Source organism: Methylobacterium ajmalii (assembly GCF_016613415.1).
Taxonomy (GTDB): Bacteria; Pseudomonadota; Alphaproteobacteria; order Rhizobiales; family Beijerinckiaceae; genus Methylobacterium; species Methylobacterium ajmalii.
Genome location: NZ_JACWCT010000104.1, coordinates 1 through 24,739, shown reverse-complemented (window position 1 = coordinate 24,739; position 24,739 = coordinate 1). Strand labels below are relative to the sequence as shown.

The 24,739-nt window shown below is 73.1% G+C and carries 16 protein-coding genes and 2 rRNA genes; 7 read left to right on the top strand and 11 right to left on the bottom strand.

Features of this window, described 5'->3' with window-relative positions; genetic code table 11:
* Positions 1-46: 46 nt before the first annotated feature.
* The 3 genes from HPY23_RS20260 to HPY23_RS20250 form a co-directional block, all read right to left on the bottom strand.
* The gene (locus HPY23_RS20260) at positions 47-1,564 is read right to left on the bottom strand and encodes a sensor domain-containing diguanylate cyclase (protein WP_091890202.1); all 1,518 of its coding nucleotides are present in this window, start codon (positions 1,562-1,564) and stop codon (positions 47-49) included.
* Positions 1,561-2,628 (bottom strand): HD-GYP domain-containing protein, encoded by a 1,068-nt coding sequence (locus tag HPY23_RS20255; RefSeq protein WP_091890205.1) that lies wholly within the window; start codon positions 2,626-2,628, stop codon positions 1,561-1,563. Before HPY23_RS20255 ends, HPY23_RS20260 begins: the two co-directional genes overlap by 4 nt.
* A gap of 1,064 nt (positions 2,629-3,692) precedes the next feature.
* Positions 3,693-4,049, bottom strand: a complete 357-nt coding sequence (locus HPY23_RS20250) for a cupin domain-containing protein (protein WP_091753699.1) — start codon at positions 4,047-4,049, stop codon at positions 3,693-3,695.
* Between the two features lie 416 nt (positions 4,050-4,465).
* On the opposite strand from HPY23_RS20250, the gene HPY23_RS20245 reads away from it, so the two are divergent.
* From HPY23_RS20245 to HPY23_RS20230, 4 genes are all read left to right on the top strand, one after another.
* Positions 4,466-5,923 (top strand): aldehyde dehydrogenase family protein, encoded by a 1,458-nt coding sequence (locus tag HPY23_RS20245; protein WP_091890208.1) that lies wholly within the window; start codon positions 4,466-4,468, stop codon positions 5,921-5,923.
* Between the two features lie 240 nt (positions 5,924-6,163).
* The gene (locus HPY23_RS20240; RefSeq protein WP_091890212.1) at positions 6,164-7,492 is read left to right on the top strand and encodes an NAD(P)/FAD-dependent oxidoreductase; all 1,329 of its coding nucleotides are present in this window, start codon (positions 6,164-6,166) and stop codon (positions 7,490-7,492) included.
* Positions 7,493-7,616: 124 nt separating this feature from the next.
* A complete protein-coding gene (locus HPY23_RS20235) occupies positions 7,617-8,426 on the top strand; it encodes a GNAT family N-acetyltransferase (RefSeq protein ID WP_175540059.1) in 810 nt (269 codons plus the stop codon).
* Positions 8,427-8,598: 172 nt separating this feature from the next.
* Positions 8,599-9,249 (top strand): aspartate/glutamate racemase family protein, encoded by a 651-nt coding sequence (locus HPY23_RS20230; protein ID WP_091890218.1) that lies wholly within the window; start codon positions 8,599-8,601, stop codon positions 9,247-9,249.
* A 10-nt stretch (positions 9,250-9,259) separates the two neighbouring features.
* Here the strand turns inward: HPY23_RS20230 and HPY23_RS20225 are convergent, their stop codons facing one another.
* The 3 genes from HPY23_RS20225 to HPY23_RS20215 all read right to left on the bottom strand — a co-directional run bounded on the left by HPY23_RS20225 (position 9,260) and on the right by HPY23_RS20215 (position 11,735).
* Entirely contained in the window at positions 9,260-10,123 is an 864-nt protein-coding gene (locus HPY23_RS20225; protein WP_091890221.1) for an amidohydrolase family protein, read from the bottom strand.
* 13 nt (positions 10,124-10,136) lie between these two features.
* Positions 10,137-10,559, bottom strand: coding sequence for an RbsD/FucU family protein (locus HPY23_RS20220; RefSeq protein ID WP_060847457.1), 423 nt, complete (start codon positions 10,557-10,559; stop codon positions 10,137-10,139).
* A 144-nt stretch (positions 10,560-10,703) separates the two neighbouring features.
* On the bottom strand, positions 10,704-11,735 hold the full coding sequence (locus tag HPY23_RS20215) for an aldo/keto reductase (protein WP_091890224.1): 1,032 nt from the start codon (positions 11,733-11,735) through the stop codon (positions 10,704-10,706).
* A 391-nt stretch (positions 11,736-12,126) separates the two neighbouring features.
* On the opposite strand from HPY23_RS20215, the gene HPY23_RS20210 reads away from it, so the two are divergent.
* Positions 12,127-14,346 carry a CHASE domain-containing protein gene (locus HPY23_RS20210; RefSeq protein WP_244537673.1) on the top strand — a complete coding sequence of 740 codons (2,220 nt, stop codon included), beginning with the start codon at positions 12,127-12,129 and terminating at the stop codon, positions 14,344-14,346.
* 15 nt (positions 14,347-14,361) lie between these two features.
* Here HPY23_RS20210 and HPY23_RS20205 read toward each other — a convergent pair whose 3' ends face one another.
* On the bottom strand, positions 14,362-16,410 hold the full coding sequence (locus HPY23_RS20205; RefSeq protein WP_091890227.1) for a GAF domain-containing protein: 2,049 nt from the start codon (positions 16,408-16,410) through the stop codon (positions 14,362-14,364).
* 440 nt (positions 16,411-16,850) lie between these two features.
* On the bottom strand, positions 16,851-19,271 hold the full coding sequence (locus HPY23_RS20200; protein ID WP_236012542.1) for a putative bifunctional diguanylate cyclase/phosphodiesterase: 2,421 nt from the start codon (positions 19,269-19,271) through the stop codon (positions 16,851-16,853).
* A 545-nt stretch (positions 19,272-19,816) separates the two neighbouring features.
* Between HPY23_RS20200 and HPY23_RS20195 the strand changes: the two genes are divergently transcribed.
* A complete protein-coding gene (locus tag HPY23_RS20195; protein WP_091890230.1) occupies positions 19,817-21,406 on the top strand; it encodes a gamma-glutamyltransferase in 1,590 nt (529 codons plus the stop codon).
* Between the two features lie 31 nt (positions 21,407-21,437).
* Here the strand turns inward: HPY23_RS20195 and HPY23_RS20190 are convergent, their stop codons facing one another.
* On the bottom strand, positions 21,438-22,871 hold the full coding sequence (locus HPY23_RS20190; RefSeq protein ID WP_091890233.1) for a phosphohexomutase domain-containing protein: 1,434 nt from the start codon (positions 22,869-22,871) through the stop codon (positions 21,438-21,440).
* Positions 22,872-23,208: 337 nt separating this feature from the next.
* Here HPY23_RS20190 and yghU point away from each other — a divergent pair, with 337 nt between their 5' ends.
* Positions 23,209-24,081 (top strand): glutathione-dependent disulfide-bond oxidoreductase, encoded by an 873-nt coding sequence (gene yghU, locus HPY23_RS20185; protein WP_091890237.1) that lies wholly within the window; start codon positions 23,209-23,211, stop codon positions 24,079-24,081.
* 310 nt (positions 24,082-24,391) lie between these two features.
* Here the strand turns inward: yghU and rrf are convergent.
* Together rrf and HPY23_RS20175 are read right to left on the bottom strand one after the other, a co-directional pair.
* Positions 24,392-24,507, bottom strand: a 5S ribosomal RNA gene (gene rrf, locus HPY23_RS20180).
* Positions 24,508-24,619: 112 nt separating this feature from the next.
* A 23S ribosomal RNA gene (locus HPY23_RS20175) occupies positions 24,620-24,739 on the bottom strand; the annotation flags it as partial.

Sequence of the window (24,739 nt, the reverse complement as noted above, 5' to 3'; positions counted from 1 at the left end):
CGGAAACCCGAGCGGGCGACGCGGCGGCGCGCCGATGCGAGCCTGGTCAGGCCGCCTTACAGCCGTCCCCGTCCATCAGCGCGTAGCAGGTCCGGTCGCGGCCGGTCGCCTTGGCCTCGTAGAGGGCGGCATCGGCGAGATCGAACAGGGCGCCGGGCGTGCCGCCCTCGCGCGGCAGGCCGAGGGCGAGCCCCACGCTCACCGTGATCCGGCCGACGCTCGCGCCCTCGGCCTCCACCACCAGGCCGGCGACGGCCGCGTGCACCCGCTCGGCGACGCTCACCGCCCCCTCCGCGTCGGTGCCCGGCAGCAGGATGGCGAATTCCTCGCCGCCGACCCGGGCGACGAGATCGGCCGGCCGGCGCGCGCTCGCCGATAGGGCGCCAGCGATCCCCTGCAGCACCCGGTCGCCGACCGCGTGCCCGTGGCGATCGTTGTAGCGCTTGAAGTGGTCGGCATCGACGACGAGGAGCGGAAGCGGCTCGCCGCGCCGGCGCGCCTCCGCGAAGGTGCGGGCGAAGGCCTCCTCGAAGGCCCGGCGGTTGGGCAGGCCGGTGAGCGCGTCGGTGCGCGAGAGCCGGGCCAGGGCGGCCTCCGCCTCCGAGCGCCGCCGCAGCTCCCAGGCGATCAGGAACGACAGCCCGATCGTCAGCCCGCACAGGGCGAGCAGCATGGCGCCGATCACCAGGGCCTTCCCCCGCCACTCCGCCTCGATCTCGTCGGTGGAGAGCGCGACGTTGAGGATCAGCGGCAGGCCGCCGACCTGGGTGAAGGCGTAGAGCCGCTGGACCCCGTCGCTGTGGGTGACGCCGACGAAGCTGCCGCTGCGCTCGCGCCGGAAGCGCTGGAAGTTCGTCGAATCGGCGAAGTTCGGCGCCAGCTCCGGGTTCGGCTCGGGATAGCGCACGAGGCGGGTGCCGTCGTCGAGGAACAGGTTGATCGTTCCCTCGCGCCCGAGCTTGATCCGGGCGAACAGGCTGTCGAAGTAGGACAGCGACAGGCTGCCGAGCACGATCCCGCTGAACGACTGGTCGCTCAGGCCGATGCGCCGGCTGAGCACCACGACGGGGGTGCCGTTGAGCTGGGAGATCACCGGCCGGCTGATATGGAGGCCGATGCCCGGATCGGCCTTGTGGGCCCGGAAGTACTCTCGATCGGCGCCGTTGATGCGCCGGGCCGGCCACCCGGCGGCGTCGTAGAGCGCGTTGCCGTGCTCGTCGAGGACCAGCATCACGCCGAGGTCGCGGGCGTTGACGGCGCGGTCGAACAGGATGCGCTGGCGGAAGCGCGGGCTGATCTCCTCGAGATCGTACATCTGCAGGTTCTCGACCACGCTCTTCAGCGCCAGGTCGATGATCTCGACGTTGCGGTCGATGTCGCGCTCGATCACCTGGAGCAGGTTCTGCGCGGTCCGCTCGGCCTTGTCCCAGGCGTCCTGGCGCAGCTGGAGCAGCATCAGGGTGCAGACGGCGATGATGCCGAGCGGCACGAGGGTGCCGAGCAGGAGCCAGGTCTGGGCCGCCTGGGCGCCCCGCGTCAGGGCCGTGGGCAGGCGCGGGGTCATGCGTCGCACGGGAAGCGGGGGGTGAAGGCGGCGGCGACCGGCCGGAAGGCGGTGACCACCGCGGGATCGAGGCGCCCGGACATGCCCTCGAGGATCGCGAAGGCCGCCTCGCCCGCCATCGGCGGCTTGTAGGAGCGGCGCTCGATCAGGGCGGCGTAGATGTCGCAGACGGTGATCAGGCGCACGAGATCCGGGATGTCGTCCGCCTTCAGCCGGTCGGGATAGCCTGATCCGTCGAGCATCTCGTGGTGGGAACGCACGACCGCCAGCATCTCCGGGCCGAAGCCCTGGCCGGCGAGCATGCGGTAGCCCTCGTCGGGATGCCGGCGCACGATCGCCATCTCGTTCGCGTCGAGGCGGCCCGGCTTGTTGAGGATCGCCGAGGGGACGTGGATCTTGCCGACGTCGTGCAGCAGCGCCGCCTTGGTGAGGCGGTGGGATTCGAGGTCGCCGAGGCCGAGGCTGCGGGCGAAGGCGGCGGCGAGCCCGGTCACGAGGAGGCAGTGCTGGTGGGTGGCGTCGTCGAAGCGCTGCACCGCCCGGACCCAGTCGCGGATGCCGGTCTCGCGCACCGCGCGGCCGACGAAGTCGGTCCCGGTATCGACGAGGGCCTCGGTGATCGGCCGCTCGTCGACGAAGAGGCTGCTGTAGAAGCCCCGCGCCGCGTCGCTGGAGCGCACGGCGCCGAACGGCACGGGCCCGGCCTCGTCGGCGAAGGCGCCGACGGCGTCGCGCAGGCGGGCAACGTCGAACGGCGCGCAGAGGGTCCGGGAAGCCCCGAGCGCGACCCCGAACAGGCGCGCACGCGCGCTGTCCTGGTTCATCAGGACGACGAGGGGCGTGCCCCTGCGGGCGCGGCCGACGAGGCGGCGCACCCGCGCGACCGCCTCCGCGCTGAAATCGTCGACGTCGGTGACGAGGGCGTCGGCCGGCCCGGCCGTGGCCTCGTCGCCGTAGAGGTCGTGGATCTCGCAATCGATCCCGCCGGCGAGGTCCCGCGCGAGATCCTGGGCGAGGCCGCGGCTGCGGCAGGGGTTGTCCGAGATCAGCAGGATCCGGTTCATCGAGGCGCTCGGCCGCCCTCTCAGGAGAACATCGCGTCGACGGCGTCTCGGGGAACGGTCGCGTGCCCGCGATGCAGTTCCGCGATCGCCCGGCGGGCCGTCACGATCGCATTCGGGCCGGCCGGCCGGTGAGGCTGCAGCAACGTGGTGCGATCGACGTCCTCGGGTGATCCTGGCGGGCTGCAGATCATGGCATCGATCACTGTTGGCGATTGGCCCGCCACCATGGATAGGCCGTTATGGGTAGGCAATCTGCCTCGTCATGGATACCGGAAACGGTCTTAACAATCTGCTTACGCAGCGAATGACGAAATCTTTCCGGCAGTCGACGGGGATGGATTGCCGTACGGATGCGCCAGACTTCATGAAAAAATTCCCGAAGCTGTGATCACGGCAGTCATGATCGGATACGGGAGGATTTTTTTCCGGCTGCGACTTGGGCGTCCAGCCTCGTGGCGAGGAAGCGGGCGGTCTCGGCGGTCGGGCACCCGGACCGGCGCGACCGCTGCGAGGAGGCCGACGGCACCCGGGACGCCGCCCTGGTCTCCACCGCCGCCGCCGCGATCGACGACACCGTCCGATCGCTCGAGGCCTCGACGCGCAGGATCGTCGCGAGATCTCGCGCGTCGCCGTTGCGGTCTCGCGCAGGCGCACGGGAGGGCCGGTCCCGCGGGCAGGCGGTTGCAAGGTCTCGAGATCGGTCGCCGGACCGCCAGCGACGCGCGCGGAGAGCGGGGCGCCCGTCCGCACGGCGTCCTGCGCCGGGCCGCTCGTCCGGGCTTCTCTCGGCTCTCGTCCCGGGACCGGCCGCAGGGAGCCGCAAGCGTCAGGGCAGCCCGCCCGTGGGCGCGCCATGCCCGGCGCGGGGCCGACGCGCGGGTACCTCGATCGCGCCACCCGGGCTCGGGGCCGGAGCGCCGATCGTCGGCCGGCGGGCCGGCCCCTGAAAAGGCGGGATCCGCCATTCCGGGGATCGGCCGGGGGAAGAGGGCGCCTGCGCGTTCAGCAGGCCGGCCGGAGACCTCGGGCGCTCGCCCACACCCCGCCCGGATACCCCCGCGGCGTCACTCGTAGACGCAGACGTAGATCTTGCGCACGGTCTCGATCGTGCGCCAGACGCCGACGAAGCCGGGTTTCATGACGAAGCTGTCGCCGGCGCGATACGTCTTGGTCTCGCCGCCCTTCTCCTCGATCTCCACCAGGCCGGAGAGGATGTGGCAGAACTCGAAGGTTGTGCCCTTGATCGAGTGGGTCTCGCCCGGGGTCGCCTCCCAGATGCCGGTCTTGACCGTCTCTCCGCGCGACTCGTCCTGCGCCCAGGTCTTGAACGAGGGAGAGCCCGCGATCAGGCGCTCGGGAAGCGGGAGCGCGTGCTTCGGCTCGAACGTCGGATCGGTGTCGATGGTGACGAGGAGGGTCATGGCTGTCTCGCGGAAGAGGTGATGGCCGCAGGCGCGCGCCGGGCCTCGCCCGGCGGATCTCCGGCTTCGCCTGCCGCCGCCGGGGAGCCGTCCGATTGTACGGAGGCCCGAACCGCCGCCCTCGCCGCCCGCCGCGGGGGTTTTGGAAGGAAATGCCGAAAACGCGCTGATTTCCGGTGAAAGCTGTGGTCGGCCGTCGCGCATCATCGTCCCGGCGGAACATCCGGATCGCTCGCGAAGCCGGCGACGGCCGATGTCGAGCCCAGTCCCGGGCGGGGCCGGCTCGCGCCGCGGACCGCCGGTCGGTGAGGCAGGGCGAGAGCGGCGCGCCTATCGACCGGGATGGTCGAGAGCCCGGCCCGCCCCGGTCGCCGCCGCTCGCCGGCCCCCGTTTGCCACCTGAAGGACCGCCTGCCATGACCGATCCCATCCGGCACCTCGCCGAGGCCGGCCGCCTCGACCGGTTCTACGTCGACGGCGCCTGGCGCGAGGGCGCGGGCGCGGAGCGCGTCGCCGTCGTATCCCCGGCGAGCGAGACGGTGATCGCCGAGATCGCCCTGGGGACCGAGGCCGACGTCGCGCACGCGGTCGCCGCCGCCCGGCGCGCCTTCCCGGCCTGGTCGCGCACGGCGCCCGCCGAGCGCGCGGCGCTGCTCGACCGCGTCCACGGCCTCGTGATCGCGCGGCTCGAGGCTTTCGCGCAGGCGTTGAGCGCCGAGATGGGCGCGCCCATCACCTATGCCCGAGAGGCCCAGGTACCGCTCGCCGCCGCCCATATCCGGGTCGCGCGCGATCTCATGGCGACCTTTCCGTTCCTGTCGCGGCGCGGCACCACCGCCGTTGCCCGCGAGGCCATCGGCGTGTGCGGCCTCATCACGCCGTGGAACTGGCCGCTCTACCAGATCACCGCAAAGGTCGCCCCGGCCCTGGCGGCGGGCTGCACCGTGGTCCTCAAGCCGAGCGAGCTCTCGCCCCTGAGCGCGCTCCTGTTCGCCGAGGTGATGGACGAGGCCGGCTGCCCGGCCGGCGTGTTCAACCTCGTCAACGGCACCGGGCCGGTGGTCGGGGAGGGGCTCTCCACCCATCCGGAGGTCGACATGATCTCGATTACCGGGTCGACGCGGGCCGGCGTGCTGGTGGCGCAGGCGGCCGCGCCGACGGTCAAGCGCGTGGCGCAGGAGCTCGGCGGCAAGTCGCCCAACGTCGTGCTCCCGGATGCCGATCTCGCCCGCTGCATCCCCCTCGGCATCGCCGCGGCGATGCGCAACCTCGGGCAATCCTGCAGCGCCCCGACCCGGATGCTGGTGCCCCGCGCCCGTCTCGCCGAGGTGGAGGCCCTGGCGCGCACGACCGTCGCCGGATTCGTCGTCGGCGATCCGCGGCGCGAGGCGACGACCCACGGGGCGATCGCCAATCGGGCGCAGTACGACCGCATCCAGCGGATGATCGCGATCGGCATCGAGGAGGGCGCCAAGCTCGTCGCCGGCGGGACCGGACGGCCCGACGGCCTGACGACCGGCCTCTACGCCCGGCCGACCGTTTTCTCCGAGGTGCGCCGCGACATGGCGATCGCCCAGGAGGAGATCTTCGGGCCGGTCCTGGCGATCCTGCCCTACGACGGCGTCGAGGAGGCGGTGGAGATCGCCAACGACACGATCTACGGGCTGGGCGCCCACGTCCAGGGCACCGACATGGCGCAGGTGCGGGCGGTGGCCGGCCGCATCCGCGCCGGGCAGGTCCACCTCAACGCCCCGGCCTGGGATCCGGAGGCGCCGTTCGGCGGCTACAAGCGCTCGGGCAACGGCCGGGAATACGGCCGCGAGGGGCTGGAGGAGTACCTCGAGACCAAGGCGATCCTCGGCTACTACGACTGAGCCCGGGGGCCGGCCCGCCGGACGATACCGGCGGCCGGCGCACGCCGCGCAGCAGAATATGCCGGCCCGTCCGGCCACTCCGGCACACCCGGATCGAGGCGCCCGGCTAGGCTGTCCCGGACGCCAAGCAGACTTGCGTTGGCAGGCCAACGCTTCGCCCGCTCAGGTTCTTGTCTTGTCGCAGATTTTCGGCGCCGAACCGGTCACCACTTCGGCGAAATCTGCTTAGGGAGCCCACGGATGCCAGCACCTCTCCTCCATATCGACACGACGCCGGACCTGCCGGCGGCCGCCGATGTCGTGGTGATCGGCGGCGGGGTCGTGGGCACGTTCACGGCCTACTACCTCGCGCGCCGGGGCGTCAGCGTCGCGCTCGTCGAGAAGGGCCGGATCGGGGCCGAGCAGTCGAGCCGCAACTGGGGCTGGTGCCGCCAGCAGAACCGCGACGCCCGCGAATTGCCGATGGCGACCAAGGCCCTCGACCTGTGGGACCGGCTCGCGGCCGAGATCGGCGAGGATCCGGGCTTCCGGCGCTGCGGCCTCCTCTACCTCAGCAACGACGAGGCCGAGATCGCCCGCTGGGCGAAGTGGCGCGATTTCGCCGCCGGCGAGGGCGTCGTCACTCACGTGCTCGGCGCCGCCGAGGCGCGCGAGCACGGCCGGGCCACCGGCCGGGAGTGGAAGGGCGGGGTGTTCTCGCCCACCGACGGCATCGCCGACACCTCCCGGGCGGTGCCGATCGCCGCGCGCGGCGTGATGAAGGCCGGCGGGACCGTGCACCAGTTCTGCGCCGCCCGCGGCCTCGAGCTCGAGGGCGGGCGCGTCAGCGGAGTCGTGACCGAGAAGGGCACCATCCGCACGAAGGTGGCGGTCATGGCCGGCGGCGCCTGGGCGTCGTCGTTCGTGCGCCAGCTCGGCATCCGCTTCCCGCAGGCGGCGGTGCGCCAGTCGATCATGGCGGTCGGCCCCAACGTCGCCGGCCTGCCGGACGCGCTCTACACCGCGGGCGTCTCGCTCACCCGCCGCGGCGAGAGCGGCGGCTACAACCTGGCGATCAGCGGGCGCGCCCGGGTCGATCCCACGCCGCAGCAGATCCTGTTCGCCCGCGAGTTCGTGCCGATGTTCGCCAAGCGCTGGCGCGTCCTCCTGCCGGGTGGCGCCGAGGCGTGGCGCAGCGGCCACGAGACCGCGAAGCGCTGGGCCCTCGACAAGCCGACGCCGATGGAGCGCATGCGCATCCTCGATCCGAAGCCCGACGCGCGCCTCGTCGCCGAGACCCACCGGCGCGCCCTCGCGCTGCTGCCGGCCCTGCGCGACACCGCGATCACCGCGTCCTGGGCCGGCTACGTCGATTCGACGCCCGACGGCGTGCCGGGAATCGGCGAGGTCACGGGCGTGCCCGGCCTCGTCCTGGCGGCGGGTTTCTCCGGCCACGGCTTCGGCATCGGCCCGGGCGCCGGCCACCTCATCGCCGACATCGTCACCGGCGCCGAGCCGCTGGTCGATCCGCGCCCCTACCATCCCGATCGCTTCCACGCCTCGGCCTGGGGGAAGGTCGCGGAGTTCTGACGCCCCGATCGCGGCCCCGCCGCCGCCCCCCCGATTTCGTTCGATCCACGCGGTCCGCCTCCGTGCGACGGCCGCCCCCGAGGAGTTCCGGCTCGCCATGACGGCTACGACTGAGATTCGCTCCATGACGGAGCAGGACCTGGAGCGGGGGCACGCCCTGTCCCAGGCGGTGCGCTGGCCCCACCGGCGCGAGGACTGGCGGCTGTTCCACGCCGTCGGCCGGGGCCTGGTCGCCACCGAGGACGGCGCGATCACCGGCTGCGCGATGTCGTGGCTCTACGGCGAGCGCCTGGCGACGATCGGCATGGTGATCGTCGATCCCGCCCTGCAGGGCCGCGGGACCGGCAAGCGGCTGATGAGCGACCTGATCGCGCGGGCCGGCGCGCGGGCGATCCGGCTGACGGCGACCGCGGCGGGCCGCCCGCTCTACGAGCGGCTCGGCTTCGTCGTCACCGGGTCGATCACGCAGCACCAGGGCCAGGCCGATGCGGGCGCGGCGGTGGCCGACGAGCGCGTGCGTCCGGCCGCGGAGGCGGACTGGGCCGCGATCGAGGGGCTCGACGCCGCCGCCACCGGCGGCGACCGCATGGCGCTCCTGCACGCCCTCCGGGCGCAGGGACGGACCGCGGTGCTGGAGCGCGACGGCCGGATCGTCGGCTTCTCGGTCTGCCGGCCCTTCGGGCGCGGCCACGTCGTCGGCCCGATCGTCGCCGCGTCGGACGACGACGCGGTCGCCCTCGCCTCGGTCCACGTGCGGGACCATGCCGGGGCGTTCCTGCGCGTCGACACCCGTCGCGACGACGGTCCCTTCGCCGAGTTCCTGTCGGCCTCGGGCCTGATCAACGTCGATCGCAGCGTCGAGATGACCCGGGGCGAGGACGAGCGCGGCGGGTCCGTGCAGGTCTACGGCCTGGCGAGCCAGGCCCTGGGCTGAGTGGATCGAAAGCCTCGGCCTGCCGAGGCATCGTCCGCGTGGGTCCATCCGTCGGCGGCAGGCGGTTCGCCGCCCACGGTGCCGCACGATCGCGCGCTGGCCCCGCCGGCGCGGATCGCCGACACTCCCCTGGCCGGCACGAGGCCGAAGCAATCCCGGTGAGGACCGCCCCATGCGACGCATCGCCTGCCTGCACACCATCGACAGCAACGTCGACGTGTTCGAGGCCGCCCTGACGAAGACGGGCTTTCGCGACGTGGCGCTGAGCCACGCGGTCCGTCCCGATCTCCTCGCCGGGGCGGAGCGGGCCGGGCACCTCACCCCCGAGATCCGCGCCGAGACGGCCGCACTCCTGCGGGGGCTGTGCGCCGAGGGCGACGCCGTCCTCCTGACCTGCTCGACCCTGGGCCCCGCGGTCGAGGAGGCCGGGCGGGACGCGCCGGTGCCGGTCATGCGGGTCGACGCCGCGCTGGCCGCCGAGGCGGTCGCAGGTGGCGGCAGGATCGCCGTGCTGTGCGCGGTCGAGACCACCCTGGAGCCGACGCGGCGGCTGTTCGAGGCGGCGGCCCGGGGGACCGGGGCCGAGATCGCGATGCACCTCGTCCCCGGAGCCTGGGCGGCGCTCAAGGCCGGGGACCGGGACCTCTATCTGGCGACGATCGCCGGCGCCGTCAGGGACGCGCGGCGGGCCGGAGCCGCCCGCGTCGCGCTGGCCCAGGCGTCGATGGCCTCGGCGGGCGAGCGGCTCGCCCCGGAGGAGCGCCCGCTCGACAGCCCGCGGTCCGGGCTCGCCGCGGCGGTCGCCGCCATGGGCGGGGTGTGATCGCCCTGCCTCACGTCGCCCCTCCGGCGGATCGTCGGTCCGAGAGCCCGTAGACCCGCATCGCGTTGCCGCCGAAGATCCTGGCCATCGCCGCGGGGCCGAAGCGGGTGCCCAGCAGCGCCCGGGCCGCGTGGGCGACCTCGCCGTAGGTCGCCGCCAGGGTCGCCACCGGCCAGTCGGAGCCGAACAGCAGGCGGTCCTCGCCGAAGCACTCGGCCGCGTGATCGACGTAGGGCGCGAGATCGGCGAGCGACCAGTCCGCCCGCGCCTCCGTGACGAGGCCCGACACCTTGCAGGAGACGCCCGGGAACGCCGCCAGGGCGGCGAGGTCCGCTCGCCAGGGATCAAGGGCGCCGGTCGCGACCGGGGGCTTGGCCAGATGGTCGACCACGGCGCGCAAGGCGGGCACCCGGGCCAGGGCCTCGGCGACGTGCGGCAGGTGGCGCGGGAAGACGAGGATGTCGAAGGCGAGCCCGCTCTCCGCCACGCGCCGCAGGTTGTCGAGGACGCGCGGCCGCAGGATGAAGCGGTCGTCGTCGTGATCCTGCAGCATCGGGCGCAGGCCCACGAGGAGCGGGTTCTTGCGATAATGCGCCAGCCGCTCCGGGAAGGCGTCGGACTCCATGTCGAGCCAGCCGACGACCCCGGCGACGTACTCGGTCCGGGCGGCGACCTCGAGCAGGAAATCGGTCTCGGCCTCGGTCTCTGCCGCCTGGACCAGGATCGTGCGGGCGATGCCGGCCCGGCGCATAAGCGGCGCGAGGTCGTCCGGCATGAAGTCGCGCAGGAGAGGGGAGACATGCTCGCCCATCCAGCCGTAATCGCCGCGCGCCACGCGCCAGAAGTGCTGGTGGCTGTCGATTGCCCCGGTCACGGGTCGATCCCGTTCACGGGTAGATCACGCCCTTGCGCAGCAGGAAGTTGGCGTAGAGGCGCCGCTCGCCGCTGCGGACCACCGCGTAGGCGGTGCGGGTGCGGGCGTAGAACTCGGGGATCGGCATCTCGGTGATCGCGATCGAGCGCCCCTCGGCACGGTCGGCGCTCGCCTGGTAGCCGTCGTAGAGCGGGCGGGTCTCGGGCGGGGCCTGCATCACCGCCATCGGGCTCTCGACGAAGTCGTCGAGGGGCAGGAGCGACAGGATCGCATCGAGGAGCGCCGGCGCCGTCGTGCCCGGCAGGTCCACCAGCCGCCGGGCGTTGCTCGCCGAGGGGAAGTTGGCGTCGGCGACGACGATCTCGTCGCCGTGGCCCATGTCGTCCAGGATCGCGAGGAGCTGCCCGTTGAGCAGCGGGTCGATGGTCTTCAGCATGGCGTTTCCTCGTGCCCGTTCCGTCGCGGGCCGGCATGACGCCGTCGTCACCCGGTCCGGCGGACGTCGTCACGGCGCCAGGTTAGTCTCCGCCGCCGAGCCGGGCAACGCGACCGCAGGCCCGGTCCTGGGGCGGGACGGGCCTTAGGGCGCGGCGATCAACCCCTCGTCCTCCAGGCTCCGCCACAGCCCGTCGGGGATCGGCTGCTCGAACCAGGCCACGGCCTGGCGCAGCTCCGCCGCGCTCCTGGCGCCGACGACCACGTTGGCGGTGGCCGGATGGCGCAGCGGGAACTGGAGCGCGGCCGCCGGCAGGGGCACGCCGAACGCCCGGCATTCCGCCTCCAGCGCCTCGGCCTTGGCGAGGATCGCGGGCGGCGCGTCGACGTAGTCGTACGTCCTGCGGCCCGGGCCGGCGGCGGCGAGGATGCCGGAGTTGAGTACCCCGCCCATCACCAGGGCGACGTCCCGGGCGAGCGCCTTGGGCAGCAGCGCCTGCGCCGCCGAGGCGTCGAGGAGGGTGTAGCGGCCGGCGAGCAGGCAGACGTCGAGGTCGGCCTCTTCCATCGCCTCGGCGATCGCCCCGGTCTCGTTGACGCCGAGGCCGAACCCGGCGATCAGCCCGGCCGAGCGCAGCTCCGCGAGGGCCCGGAAGCCGCCGCCCCGGGTCAGCGCGTTCCAGTGATGCGCGTGCGCCTCGCCGTGGGTGACCCGGCCGATGTCGTGGACGAACAGGAGGTCGAGCTTCGACAGGCCGGTGCGCTGGCGCGAATCGTCGTAGGAGCGCAGGATCGCGTCGTAGGAATAGTCGAAGATCTCCCGGAACGAGAGGCCGTTGTGCCAGCCGGAATCGAACGCGTTGCGGGCCGCCTCCGGCGGCAGCGGCCGGCCGGGCCGTTCGATGCCCATCAGCCGGCCGACCTTGGTCGAGACGACGAACCCGGCCGGATCCGCCTCGCGCAGGCGCTCGCCGACGAGGTGCTCGGCGCGCCCGAGCCCGTACATCGGCGCCGTGTCGACGTGCCGGATGCCCGCCGCGAGGGCCGCGTCGAGCGTGGCGCGGGCATCCGCCAGCGGCACCGGCGCGTAGAGCCCGCCGAGCGGCGCGGTGCCGAGGCCGAGGGCCGTGAGCGCAAGGCCCGCCCGCTTGAGCGGGCGCTCGTCCGAAACCTTCATCGATCCGCCTCCCGGAGTTTATTTATCCATGAGGAGATGTTCCGATGATTCTCGTGCCGCATCAACGACCTCGCCCCGAGGCCGTTGATGCGGCACGAGACATCTCGCGCTGGCGCCGGGTCCGGGCGTCCCTGCGCTTCGGGGTCCGCGCCAAGGGCTCCGGTCGGTCCGATGGTGGACGGTCCGTCGCCCGCGGCTCGCTAAACCGCGTCAGCGGCGGCATCATGGGGCGGCCCGGCAGGGCCCGAGCCCTGCACGACGCGCTGTCCCGCTTGCCCGGTCCCCGTCCTTGCACGAACCTTCCCTCCCGCAGGTCCACGACGAGACGCCGGCTCCTGCGCGACCGCCGGCACCGCGGGCGTGGCGCTGGATCCCGCACGCGATCCTCGCCGTGGGCCTGCTCGCCACGGGGCTGGGCACCGCCGCGACCTGGCGGGCGGCGACGACGCGGGACCGCCTGACCTTCCTGCACGCGACCGAGATCGAGCTGCGCTCGGTCGAGGACCAGTTCCGCACCTATGCCGCACTCCTGCGCGGCGGCGCCGGCCTGTTCGCCGCCCACGGCGACGCCGTCACGCTGGCCGAGTTCCGGGCCTATGTCGACCGCATCGAGTTCCAGAGCCTGTATCCCGGCTTCCTCGGCATCGGCTTCACCCCGACCCTGCCGGCCGCCGAGCGCGAGCGGTTCGCCGCGAGGGCCGAGGCGCTGGGCGTGCCGGGCTTCCGCGTCCACCCGTCGACCGACAACCCGCTGATCAGCCCGGTCCTATTCGCCGAGCCGCCGAACCCGCGCAACCAGGCCGCCATCGGCTACGACGTGATGTCCGACCCGGTCCGGCGCGACATGGTCGAGCGCGCCCGCGACAGCGGCCAGCCGGCCGCCTCGGCGCGCATCCAGCTCGTTCAGGAGATCGACGCGAACAAGCAGGCCGGCTTCCTCGTCGCCATGCCGGTCTATGCCGGCGGCGGCGTGCCGTCCGATCTCGCCGAGCGCCGCCGCCGCTTCCTCGGCTTCGTCTTCGGCGCGTTCCGGGCCAACGACCTGTTCAACAGCATCGTGGCGGCCAGGGCCGAGGAGGACGCGGCCTTCGCGATCTACGACGGCGCCCCGGACGAAGCGACGCTGCTGCACCGGTCCGCGCGCGCCACGGACGCCGTGGCTGGACGGCTGACGCGCGAGGCGACGCTCAAGCTCGGCGGCCGCACCTGGACGGTGAGGTTCGAGCAGCGTCTCTCCCCGCGGCGCGCCTCGGCCCTGTCCGAGGTCTGGCTGATCGGCGGCGGCGGCCTGCTCGCCACCGCTCTCCTCGGCTTCGCCGCGTTCCGCCAGCGCCGCACGCAGGACGAGATCCGCCGCCTCAACGCCTCGCTGGAGGCCCGGGTCCAGGACCGGACGCGGGACCTGCGGGAGGCGGCCGACCGCCTGCGCCAGGCCGGCGAGGAGCGCGCCCGCATGGAGGAGGTGCTGCGCCAATCCCAGAAGATGGAGGCGGTGGGCCAGCTCACCGGCGGGCTCGCCCACGACTTCAACAACCTGCTGGCGGCGATCTCGGGCTCGCTGGAGCTGATCGAGGCCCGCATCGGCCAGGGCCGCTCCAAGGACGTCGCGAAGTACATCGCCGCCGCGCAGGGGGCCTCGAAGCGGGCGGCGGCGCTGACCCACCGCCTCCTCGCCTTCTCGCGCCGGCAGACGCTGGCGCCCCGAGCGGTCGACGTGAACCGGCTGGTGGACGGGATGCTCGACCTGGTCCAGCGCACCGTCGGCCCGGGCATCGACGTGCGGCATGCGGGGGCGGACGACCTCTGGCCCGCGCTGGTCGATCCCTCGCAGCTCGAGAACTCGCTCCTGAACCTGTGCATCAACGCCCGGGACGCGATGCCGGACGGCGGCCGGATCGTGATCGAGACCCAGAACCGCTGGATCGACCGCCGTCGGGCCGAGGCGCAGGACATGCCGGAGGGGCAGTACCTGTCCCTGTGCGTGTCGGATACCGGCGCCGGCATGCCGCCCGAGGTCGTCGCCCGGGCGTTCGACCCGTTCTTCACCACCAAGCCGATGGGCGAGGGGACCGGGCTCGGCCTGTCGATGATCTACGGCTTCGCCAAGCAGTCGGGCGGGCAGGTGCGGATCGCCTCCGAGGTCGGCTCCGGCACGACGGTGTGCCTCTACCTGCCGCGGCACCGCGGCGAGGCCGACGGGGACGGCTCCGTCCCCGAGAGGCGCCCGATGGCCCCGGCCGTGGCCGGCGAGACCGTGCTGATCGTCGACGACGAGCCGACCGTGCGGATGCTCGTGAGCGACGTCCTGAGCGAGCTCGGCTACACCGCGGTCGAGGCCACCGACGGGGCCGGCGGCCTGCGGGTGCTCCAGTCGGACGCGCGCGTCGACCTGCTGGTGACCGACGTGGGCCTGCCCGGCGGCATGAACGGGCGCCAGCTGGCCGACGCCGCCCGGGCGAGCCGGCCGGGCCTGAAGGTCCTGTTCATCACCGGCTTCGCCGAGACCGCCCTGTTCGACAACGACCGGATCGAGCCCGGCATGGCGGTGCTGACGAAGCCGTTCGCGGTCGACGTCCTGGCGGCGCGCATCCGCGAGATGATCGCGCTCTGACCGCAGGCCCGGCGCTCAGGCTCTGCCGCCTTCGAGACCGACATCCGGATTGCCGGCCTGGAAGGCCGCGAGCGGCGCCTCGACGATGCACGCGAATCCGTCGCGCGGGAACGAGAGCGCAACCTCGCCTCCCACCAGGCCGGTCAGCCCGCGCTCGATCAGCCTGGTCCCGAACCCGCGGCGCGTGGGGGGCGTCACGGGCGGGCCGCCGCTCTCGCGCCAGGCGAGCCGCAACCGCGGTACGCCTCCGGCCTCGCGGACGTCCCAGGCGACCGCGACCCGCCCGGCCGCGTTCGAGAGGGCGCCGTACTTCGCCGCGTTCGTCGCCAGTTCGTGCAGCATCAGCGACAGCGACAGGGCGACCGGCCCGCCGACCGGCACCTCCGGCCCGGACAGGTCGAAGCGACCGGACGCGTCGGCGTGCAGGTACAACGCGCGTCCGATCACGTCCCGGATGGTGCTGCCGCCCGCCTCGCCGCCCGTCTCCCCGCCCAGGAGCAGATCGTGAGACCGCCCGAGCGCGGCGAGGCGGCCGGCCAGGACCTCGCCCGCGGCCGTCAGGTCGGCGGCCGAGCGGAGTGTCTGGCCGGCGATCGCCTGGACCATCGCCAGGAGGTTCTTGAGCCGGTGGGCGATCTCGTGGGTCCGGAGCTGCTGCTGCTCCTCGGCGGCGATCCGTGCCAGCGCGAGCCCTGCCCGTTCCGCGACGACCTGCGCGAAGGCGACTTCCTCGCGCGTCCAGGCGCGCGGTCCGGCATCGTGGAGGCACAGCACCCCGACGAGGCGGCCCTCCGCCATGGTCGGCACGTTGACGAGCGCCCCGATGCCGAAGCGTCCGAGCGCGCGGTGGCTCGGCGCGGTGCGGGGATCGGTCCGGACGTCCGCGACCACCACCGTCTCGCCCCGGCGCAGATCCTCGACGTAGGTGCCGTAATCCGAATAGGCGTGGCGGCCCACGACGCTGCGCTGGCCCGGCCGCGTCCAGTCCCGCTGGAAGTCGATGCAGCTCTCGGTCCGGTCGACGACGCCGTAGGCCGCCCGGATGAGGCCGAGAGCGTCCCCGGCCGTCTCGGCGACGACGCCGGCGACCGCGTCGGCGTCGGGGACATCCCGGAGACGGTCGCCGAGCGTCGTCAGGGCAGCCTGGCGCCCGGCGGCCCGCTTCTCGGCGGTCCGGTCGCGCGAGATCGCGAGGAGGCGCTCCGGCCGGGCATCGGGGCCGCGGATCGGCGTCACAGACACGTCCCAGAACTTGGCGACGCCGCGCAGGGTGCCGGCCCACGCCTCGAAGCGCCCCTCGCCGCCGCCGGCGGCAGCCGCGACGGCCGTGCGGGCCGCGGCTTCGGCCTGCCCCGACCAGAGGCTGGGCCATGGGGTTCCGGCGATCGTCGCGAAGTCGTCGACCTCCATGGCGCGCAGGCCGGGGCCGTTCATGAAGTCGAGGCGGCCGTCGAGGTCGAGCACCTTGATGCAATCAGGCGACGCGGACAGGACACCGTGCAGGAAGGCCTCGCTCGCCCGCAACCTGTCGGCCTCCGCCCGCGTCGCACGGAGGGCGCGACGCGCCTCCAGCAGGATCATCGCCTGTCGTCCGAGCGCATGCAGGATGCCGGCCTGGGACGCCGTGAGGCCGTCCGCGCGCGGCGCGCGGTCGATGACGCACACCGTCCCGAGGCCGTGGCCGCACGGGCTGCGCAGCGGGGCGGCCGCGTAGAAGCGGAAGGCCGACGGTCCCGTGACGGCGCGGTTCGCCCGCGTCCGCCGATCCAGCGCGAGGTCCGGGATCACCAGCACGGTCTCCTCGGCCAGCGCGTGGACGCAGATCGCATGATCGAGCGGCGTCTCGGGGTCGTCGAAGCCCAGGCGGGCCTTGAACCATTGCCGGTCGGCGGCAACGAGGGTGATCATGGCCACCGGCACGGCGCAGGCCTCGCTCGCCAGCCGTACGATCCCGTCGAACTCCTCCTCGGGCGAGGTATCGAGGATGCCGTAGCCCCCGAGCGCCGCGACGCGCGCCGCATCGGCGACGTAGCCGTCCGGAACGATCCCGGAAGCCGGGGTCATGTCGGCGCCCCGGCGCCCCGACGCCGCAGGGCGTGCGAGGGGCGGCGCGAGGCCTCGGCCCCGCCGGAAGCGGTCGCGGGCGGCCCCGTCCGGCCATGTCGCTCCGGGGAGGCGGCGCTCGCCTTCCGTGCCCGCCCCTCACGCCCCTGCACGATTGCCATCGCCCGCCGACCCGCGCCATCCGGGCGCGGACGTTAAGCCGTCGCGTCAACCTTGAAAAGGAGCCACAGCACACGAAGCCCCATATCAGGCTTGATAAATTTCAATCAAGTCTTTTAGTTCGATAAATCAGTGCAACCGAAGGGGATGAAATCTTCTTCCCTGCGGTCCATCTTGCCTCGTCGGTGCAGTCCGCCGGGAGGCGGGCGGCGAAGCGCGTCGAGATCCTGCCTCGTCCCGCATCGCCCCCGGCGCCGAGGTGCCCGAACGGACCGCCCCGGTCAGGAGGCGCGGGCGAGCGGCAGGACCGGGCGGGCGGCGGGCGGGTCGCCTTCGCGCGGCGGAAGGCCGGCGCCCTCGATCCGTGCGACGAGGGCCGCGACCTCGGAGGCCGGCCGCGCCGGGCTGTAGAGGAAGCCCTGCGCGACGTCGCAGCGCTTGTCCCGCAGGACGTCGAGCTGCTGGCGGGTCTCGACGCCCTCGACCGTCACCGTCATCGACAGGGCCCGCGCCATCCGGGCGATGGCCTCGACCACGGCGACCTTCTCGGGCCGGCCCTGCAGGTCGCGCACGAAGGAACGGTCGACCTTCACCTTGTCGAACGGGAACTCGGTCAGGTAGCTCAGGGACGAGTACCCGGTGCCGAAATCGTCCAGCGCGATGCGCACGCCCTGGGCGCGCAGGCGGTTCAGGTTCTCCAGCACCTCCGCTCCGTGGTCGAGCAGCACCGATTCCGTGATCTCGATCTCGAGGAGGTCGGGCCGCAGCCCGGTCTCGCGCAGCACCGCGGCGACCTCCTCGTGGAAGCCCGGCATGCGCACGTGGATGGACGAGATGTTGACCGCGACCCGCAAGCCGTCCCAGGCGAGGGCGTCGGCGCAGGCGCGCCCGAGCGCCCAGCGGCCGATCTCGACGATGAAGCCGGTGGCCTCGGCGACCGGGATGACCTCGCCCGGCGAGACCCAGCCGTGCCCCGGCTTGTTCCAGCGCAGCAGCGCCTCGAAGCCCGCGACGCGCCCGCTGCGCAGGTCGACCAGCGGCTGGTAGTGCAGCTCCATCGCGTCGGCGGCGAGCGCCTCCCGCATGTCGAGGTCGAGCTGGCGGTGGTGCTGGGCCTTCTCCTCGAGCGCCGGATCGAAGGTCCGCCAGCAGCCCTTGCCGTCCGCCTTGGCGGCGTAGAGGGCGAGGTCGGCGCGCAGGAGGAGGCTCGAGGCGTCGAGCGCGTCGCCGGGCACGGTGGCGATGCCTACGCTGACGCCGACCTCCAGCAGCGCCTCGTCGATCCGGTACGGGCGACGCAGCTCGGCCACGATCCGCGAGGCCAGCGCCTCCGACCCGGCCCGCTCCGCGTCGCGGACGACGACCGCGAACTCGTCGCCGCCGAGGCGGAACACGCCGTGCGGGCCGCAGACGGCGAGCAGGCGCGCCGCGACCGCCTTCAGGAGCCGGTCGCCGACGAGGTGGCCGCAGGTGTCGTTGACGGCCTTGAAGCCGTCGAGGTCGAGGTAGAACAGGGCGGAGCGGCGCTCGGCGCCGCCGGCCTCGCGACAGACATCCTCGAGCGCGCCCTGGAAGCTGGTCCGGTTGGGCAGTCCCGTCAGGGCGTCGTGGCCGGCCAGGAAGGCGATGCGGGCCTGCGCCGCCCGGCTCGCGGTCACGTCGGAGCCGACGCCGCGATAGCCGAGGAAGGTGCCCTGCCGGTCGAAGGCGGGTTTCCCGTTGAGCGTCCACCAGCGCGTCCCCTGCGCCGTGCGAAGGCTGACCGTGAGGTCGCGGAACGGCAGCCGGGCCTTGACCGCCGCAATGACCGCCTCGACGTCCCCGCGGGCCGCCCCCTCGGCCGCGAACTCGCGCAGGACCGCCAGGACGTTGAGGTCCTCGACCTCCAGGTCCTCGCGGTCCCGGCCGAGCAGGCCGGCAAAGCGGCGGCGGGAATGGTGCAGGCGCCCGGTCCCGTCCGTCTCCCAGAGCCAGTCGCTCGCGCCCTCCTCGAAATCCTTCAGCAGCAGGCCGATGGTCTCGCTCTGCTCCTGCACCACCGCCCGGTCCCACAGGCGCTGGCACGACAGCCGGCACATGCGGCGCGCGCTGAGGAACACGAACGCCGCGTAGACCGCGAGCAGGATCGCGATGTACTGGCCCACCGGCGCCTCGCAGCCGAGCAGGCCGACGAACAAGCCGGCGACCACCGGCGCGGCGAGCAGGAACGCGACGCCGAAGATCGGGCCGACGACGTAGGCGTCCGACACGAGCCCGGCGCAGACCGCCACCAGGATGACCCGGTAGGCGTTGTCCATGCCCGGCAGCAGCACCGCCGGCAGGCTGGCCCAGGACAGGCCGAGCGCGAAGGCGAGCAGCTTCGAGACGGCGAAGCCCCGCCGCACCGCGTGCTCGCTCGCCCCGGCTCCGAAGGTGCCGCGGTAGCGCCGGGCCGCCGCCACCGTGAGGGCGCACAGGAGGGTCACCGCCCCGGCCAGGCCCAGCAGATAGGCGTGGGCGGCGATGTCCCAGAACATGTAGGCGAGCGCCACCGCCACCGCGGCCTGCGTCACGGCGGAGTAGTTCGCGAGCTGCAGCGTCTCGCCGAGCATCGCCACGCGGGTCTCGTGGCGCAGCCGGTGATTGCCCGAGCCGGAGGCGTCGTCGACCGGGCGGTCCGGGCGGGGGCGGGCGGCCGCGGGGGACGTCTCGGTGGGGCTCAAGGCATCGCGTCCGTTCGAGGCGACGGCCCGGCGCCGTCGCGCCGAGGCCGGTCGGGGAGGAGCCTGGGCATGTCGGCGGGCACCGGTCCGCCTCGACGGCGAGCGTCGCACGCATGCGAGCTGGACTGTCCGATCCCACACCGCATCCGACGCCTCCCGCCCGATGAGATCGATCGTCTCACCGTCCGCCAGGATGGACTTGTTGGCCTAACACGCGTTCAAACCGAATCGTGAAAAGTCGAGGCATCCGACGCTTTTCGCCGTGTTTCCGGTCATCTCGCCGGTCGGCGACCGGCGTTCGACGACGTTTGAAAGATTTCAGTCCTTTTTGCAGCGCCGGCGTCGCCCGCTCGGCCCGCCCGATCGGCTGTTTTCGGTCGACATGCCGGAGCGGTTGACCAGTCCGGCGGCGCCTCCTCGCCGGCCCACTCCTGCCCAAGCACCTCTGCTCAAGCACCCCTACTCAGGCATTCCTGCCCACACCCTTGGCCCGATGCGTGCGAGCCGCCACACTGCCCCGTCGCGGGGAAGGCCAGAGGACACGGATGCCGGCTCACGATCACGCACCCTACCGGACCCAGAACTGGAGCCTGACGAAGCCGGTCGCGTCGGGCCGGCACGGGCTCGTCGTCGCCCAGAACCGGGAGGCCGCCGAGGCCGGGGCCGCGATCCTGGCGGCGGGCGGCAACGCCGCCGATGCCGCCGTCGCCACCGCCTTCGCCCTCGCGGCGGTCGAGCCGTGGAATAGCGGGCTCGGGGGCATCGGCTTCGCCCTCGTGCTGCCGCCCGGCGCGAGCCGGGCGACGGTCGTCGATTTCGGGCCGGTCTCGAGCCGCAACGCCCGGGCCGAGGATTATCCGCTCACGGGCCGGACGAAGCGCGACCTGTTCACCTGGCCGGAGGTCGAGGGCGACCGCAACGTCCACGGCCCGCTCTCGTTCTGCATCCCGTCGGCGGTCGCGGGCTACGGGCAGCTGCACGAGGCGTTCGGGACCGGCGGCCCGGCGGCGGACCTCCTCGCGCCGGCCCTGCGGCTCGCGCGCCGGGGGCTCGCCCAGGACTGGTTCACCACGCTCAAGATCGCCGCCTCGGCCTCGGTGCTGCGGCTCTACGAGGAGAGCGCCCGGCTCTACCTGCCGGGTGGGCTGCCGCCGGTGGCGCCCTACCAGGGCACGCCCGGCTTCCTGCCCCTCGGACGCCTCGCCGACACGCTGGAGCGGCTGGCGGGGGCGGGCCTGCGGGATTTCTACGAGGGCGCGGTCGCCGCCGATCTCGTCGCCGACGTCGCGGCGCTCGGCGGCGTCATCGACCGGGAGGACCTGGCCGGCTGCCGGGCGGTGCTGCGCGAGGCACCCACGATCGCCTGGCGCGGCGACCATCTCATCCACACGGCCGGCGGGCTGACCGCCGCGCCGACGCTGGCCGAGGTCGTGTCCGGGATGGCGCCGGTCCCCTGCTCGCCGGGCGGCCCCGACGGGGCCTGGTTCGCGAGCCTCTCGACCGTCATGCGGGAGGCCTACGGCCGGCGCCTGGCCGGACTGGGCGCCGCCACCGAGCCCGGCGACACCTGCACCACCCACCTCACCGTCGTGGACCGGGACGGCATGATGGTGTCGATGACGACGACGCTCCTGTCCTCGATGGGGAGCCGGGTCGTGCTGCCGCGGACCGGCATCCTGATGAACAACGGGATGATGTGGTTCGATCCGCGGCCCGGCAGCGCCAACCCGATCGCGCCCGGAACGCGCCCGCTCTGCAACATGTGCCCGGTGATCGTGACGCCGCGCGGCGGGGAGGGGCCCCGCCTCGCCGGCGGCGCCTCCGGCGGCCGGCGCATCCTGGCGAGCGTCTACCAGACCCTCGCCTTCCTCCTCGATTTCGGGATGGATCCGGGGACGGCGGCCCATCTGCCGCGCATCGACGTGTCGGGCCCGGAGGGGACGAGCGCGGATCTCCGGCTCGCGCCGGAAATCCGCGACGCCCTCGCCGCCGCGGGGCCCGTCGAGGTCGTCGAGCACGGCGTGATCCCGATCAACTTCGCCTGCCCCAACCTGATCCGGCTCGACGGCGACGTCGCGACCGGGTGCAGCGACGTCGCCTCGCCGTGGTCCGCCGCCGTGGCGGTTCCGGGGTAGGGGCGGACCCCTATCCCCATGACGGACCGGATCAGGCCGTCCGGCCCATCGCGGCGGCCGCGGCGGCAAGGCCCCACCGCACCAGCTCCTCGGCGTCGCGGGCCGACTTCGCCTCGGCGTAGCAGCGCAGCTCGGGGGCGTTGCCCGAGGCGCGGAAATGGATCGTCCGGTCGCCGTCGAGCCCGATCCGGACCCCGTCCTGCTCGTCGACGCCGTGCGGCTGCCCGACGGGGCGAAGAAAGTCGCGGCGGAACGCCTCCTCGGCGAGACGGCGCAGGAACGCGCCGCTCCGCTCGGACGGCGTATCGGGCAGGCGGTCGCTCGCCGTCTCGCCCACGTCGAGCGCGGCCACGAGGTCGGCCAGCGGCAGGCCCGCCTGCCTGGCCGCCGCCAGGGTCGCGAGGATCGGCAGCACCGCGTCGCGGGTCGGCAGGGCCGGGAGGACCTTGCGGCCGGCCCCGTCGCCGACCGGGCTGTCCGATCCGGCGAGGAAGCCGCCATTGGCCTCGAAGCCGCAGACGATCCTCGCCCCGTCCCGCGCCGCCCGCTCCATGCCGGCGATCACGAAGGGCGAGCCGACCCGGGTGCGCAGCACGCGCCGGAAGCCGCCCGCGCGCTCGATGGCCGAGCCGGCCGTCACCGGCACCACGACGGCGTCGGCGCCGAGATACCGGGCGGTGATCAGGCCGAGGACGTCGCCCCGCAGGATGCGGCCGCGTGCATCGGCGACGAGGGGACGGTCGGCGTCGCCGTCGGTGGTGACGAGCGCGTCGAACGCGCCGGAGGCCATGGCCTCGCGGATGAACGCGACGTCCTGCGGGCGATGGGCCTCGGTGTCGATCGGCACGAACGTCTCGGACCGGCCGATCGGCACGGCGTCGGCGCCGAGGGCCGACAGCACGTCGACGAGCACGTCGCGGGCGACCGAGCTCTGCTGGTAGACCGCGATCGTGAGGCCGGCCAGGATGTCCGGAGCGAGGACGTCGAGGTAGCGGCGGCGGTAGCGCGAGATCGCGTCCGGCTCCGGCTCGGCCGGGACGGCCGCGGGGAGGGGCGCCGGATCGGCGATGTCGCCGAGGGCGCCCAGGATGGCGGCCTCGTCGGCCTTGGTGATCTCGCCGTCGGGGCGGTAGAACTTCAAGCCGTTGCGATCGTCCGGGATATGGCTGCCGGTGACCATGACGGCGAGGCTGCCGCGCCGTGCCGCCTCGAGCGCGAGGGCCGGCGTCGGCAGCGGGCCGCAATCGATCGCGGTCAGGCCGGCCGCGGCCGCCGCGGTGGCGACCGTGGCGGCGATTCCCGCGCTGCTGGCGCGCAGGTCGCGCCCGATCACGACCTCGCGGCGCATGCCCGGCTCGGCGCCGACGGAGGCGAAGAACGCGGCGGCATAGGCGAAGCTGGGCCGCCCGGTCAGGTCCGTCACCGGGCCGCGCAGCCCGGAGGTGCCGAATTTCAAACTGTTCATCGGGCAATGCTCTTTGAAACCGGTCGGACGCGCATCGACCGGGCGCTCGTGGCGCCCGAACGGGAAGCGGCCGCGCGGGTTCGCCGGGGCGCGCTGTCCGGTTCGAGAAAACACGATGGCGGGAGGGGCACAATAGGCTCCTCGGGGAGACTCGATCGGGCGCGATCGATCCCGATTCGGGCGGTGCCGTGTGCCGGTCCGTGCCGCCGCGCTCATCGGCGATGCATGGCCCGCACCTCGACGCATGTCTCCGGCGCCCGCAATCTCGGCGCATGGCCCCTCTCCCTGCGCTGGCGGCGCGCCTATCTGTTGCCTCGCAACACCGGAGAGAGCGCCCATGAGCGACCGAGCCGATTACATGCCGCCGAAGGTCTGGACCTGGGACAAGGAGAGCGGCGGCCGCTTCGCCAGCATCAACCGACCGATCGCGGGACCGACGCACGAGAAGCCGCTGCCAGTCGGCAAGCACCCGCTTCAGCTCTACTCGCTCGGCACGCCGAACGGCCAGAAAGTCACGATCCTGCTGGAGGAGCTGCTGGCGCTCGGCCATGCCGGCGCCGAGTACGATGCCTGGCTCATCCGCATCGGCGACGGAGACCAGTTCGGCTCCGGCTTCGTCGAGGCCAACCCGAACTCGAAGATCCCCGCCCTCGTCGACCGCAGCGGCGCGACGCCGGTCCGGGTGTTCGAGTCGGGAGCCATCCTGACCTATCTCGCCGAGAAGTTCGGCGCCTTCCTGCCGACTGAGCCGGCGGCGCGGGCCGAGACGCTGTCATGGCTGTTCTGGCAGATGGGCTCGGCGCCCTTCCTCGGCGGCGGCTTCGGGCACTTCTACGCCTACGCGCCGACGAAGTTCGAGTATCCGATCAACCGCTACGCGATGGAGTCGAAGCGTCAGCTCGACGTGCTCGACCGGCGCCTGTCCGAGCACGAGTTCGTGGCGGGCGACGCCTACACGATCGCCGACATGGCGATCTGGCCCTGGTACGGCGGCGTGGTGAAAGGCTGGCTCTACGAGGCGGCCGAGTTCCTGGACGTCCAGAGCTATCGCAACGTCGTGCGCTGGGCCGACCAGATCTTCTCCCGTCCGGCGGTGCAGCGCGGGCGCAAGGTCAACCGCATCACCGGCGACCCGGCCGACCAGCTTCACGAGCGCCACGACGCGAGCGACTTCGACACGAAAACGCAGGACAAGATTGCGGGCGCCTGACGGCTTCCATCGGATCGTTCGATGACGCGCTCGATTCCACCACGCCCCTCGCCGCACTGGCGAGGGGCGTGCCGAACTGCGGTCGAAGAAGCCGGCCTCCACCGGGCGCGGACGTTAGGTCCGGATTCGCACCGGGCGATGCATACCGGCCCATAACCGGACGCACGAAAGGCGGGCTCAAGCGGATCCTCGGAACCGGTACCGGGACGCACGAACAGCCTGACCCGAACACGACGAAGCCCGCCCGGCATGAGCCGGGCGGGCTTCGTGGTTCGGATTGTGTCGAGGGAATATGTGACGTGCTTGGCAGGTCTGGCGGTGACCGACTCTCCCGTGTCTTGAGACACAGTACCATGGGCGCTGGGGCGGTTAACGGCCGAGTTCGAGATGGGATCGGGTTCTGATCACCCCGCTCTGACCACCAGACCGGCCAAGCACGTCGTTCGGCAAGCATGTCTTTTGCGGCAGCCGGTGAGGGCTGCCAGCGTGTCTTCATCGTGTGTGTGGTGTTGGTCTGATCCGGACACGGATCATGAGAGCGATCAAGCCGATCGAGCGATTAGTACTGGTCAGCTCAGCGCGTTACCGCGCTTGCACATCCAGCCTATCCACGTGGTCGTCTTCCCCGGCTCTCGAGGGAGTTCTCGTTTCAAGGGGG

Excerpts from the sequence above, each read along its gene's own strand:
- HPY23_RS20230 (WP_091890218.1), top strand. The coding sequence starts at position 8,599 with ATGCGACGCATCGCCTGCCTGCACACCATCGACAGCAACGTCGACGTG.
- HPY23_RS20240 (WP_091890212.1), top strand. The coding sequence starts at position 6,164 with ATGCCAGCACCTCTCCTCCATATCGACACGACGCCGGACCTGCCGGCG.
- HPY23_RS20260 (WP_091890202.1), bottom strand. The coding sequence starts at position 1,564 with ATGACCCCGCGCCTGCCCACGGCCCTGACGCGGGGCGCCCAGGCGGCC.
- yghU (WP_091890237.1), top strand. The coding sequence starts at position 23,209 with ATGAGCGACCGAGCCGATTACATGCCGCCGAAGGTCTGGACCTGGGAC.
- HPY23_RS20220 (WP_060847457.1), bottom strand. The coding sequence starts at position 10,559 with ATGCTGAAGACCATCGACCCGCTGCTCAACGGGCAGCTCCTCGCGATC.
- HPY23_RS20250 (WP_091753699.1), bottom strand. The coding sequence starts at position 4,049 with ATGACCCTCCTCGTCACCATCGACACCGATCCGACGTTCGAGCCGAAG.
- HPY23_RS20215 (WP_091890224.1), bottom strand. The coding sequence starts at position 11,735 with ATGAAGGTTTCGGACGAGCGCCCGCTCAAGCGGGCGGGCCTTGCGCTC.
- HPY23_RS20195 (WP_091890230.1), top strand. The coding sequence starts at position 19,817 with ATGCCGGCTCACGATCACGCACCCTACCGGACCCAGAACTGGAGCCTG.
- HPY23_RS20190 (WP_091890233.1), bottom strand. The coding sequence starts at position 22,871 with ATGAACAGTTTGAAATTCGGCACCTCCGGGCTGCGCGGCCCGGTGACG.
- HPY23_RS20245 (WP_091890208.1), top strand. The coding sequence starts at position 4,466 with ATGACCGATCCCATCCGGCACCTCGCCGAGGCCGGCCGCCTCGACCGG.
- HPY23_RS20235 (WP_175540059.1), top strand. The coding sequence starts at position 7,617 with ATGACGGAGCAGGACCTGGAGCGGGGGCACGCCCTGTCCCAGGCGGTG.
- HPY23_RS20255 (WP_091890205.1), bottom strand. The coding sequence starts at position 2,628 with ATGAACCGGATCCTGCTGATCTCGGACAACCCCTGCCGCAGCCGCGGC.
- HPY23_RS20205 (WP_091890227.1), bottom strand. The coding sequence starts at position 16,410 with ATGACCCCGGCTTCCGGGATCGTTCCGGACGGCTACGTCGCCGATGCG.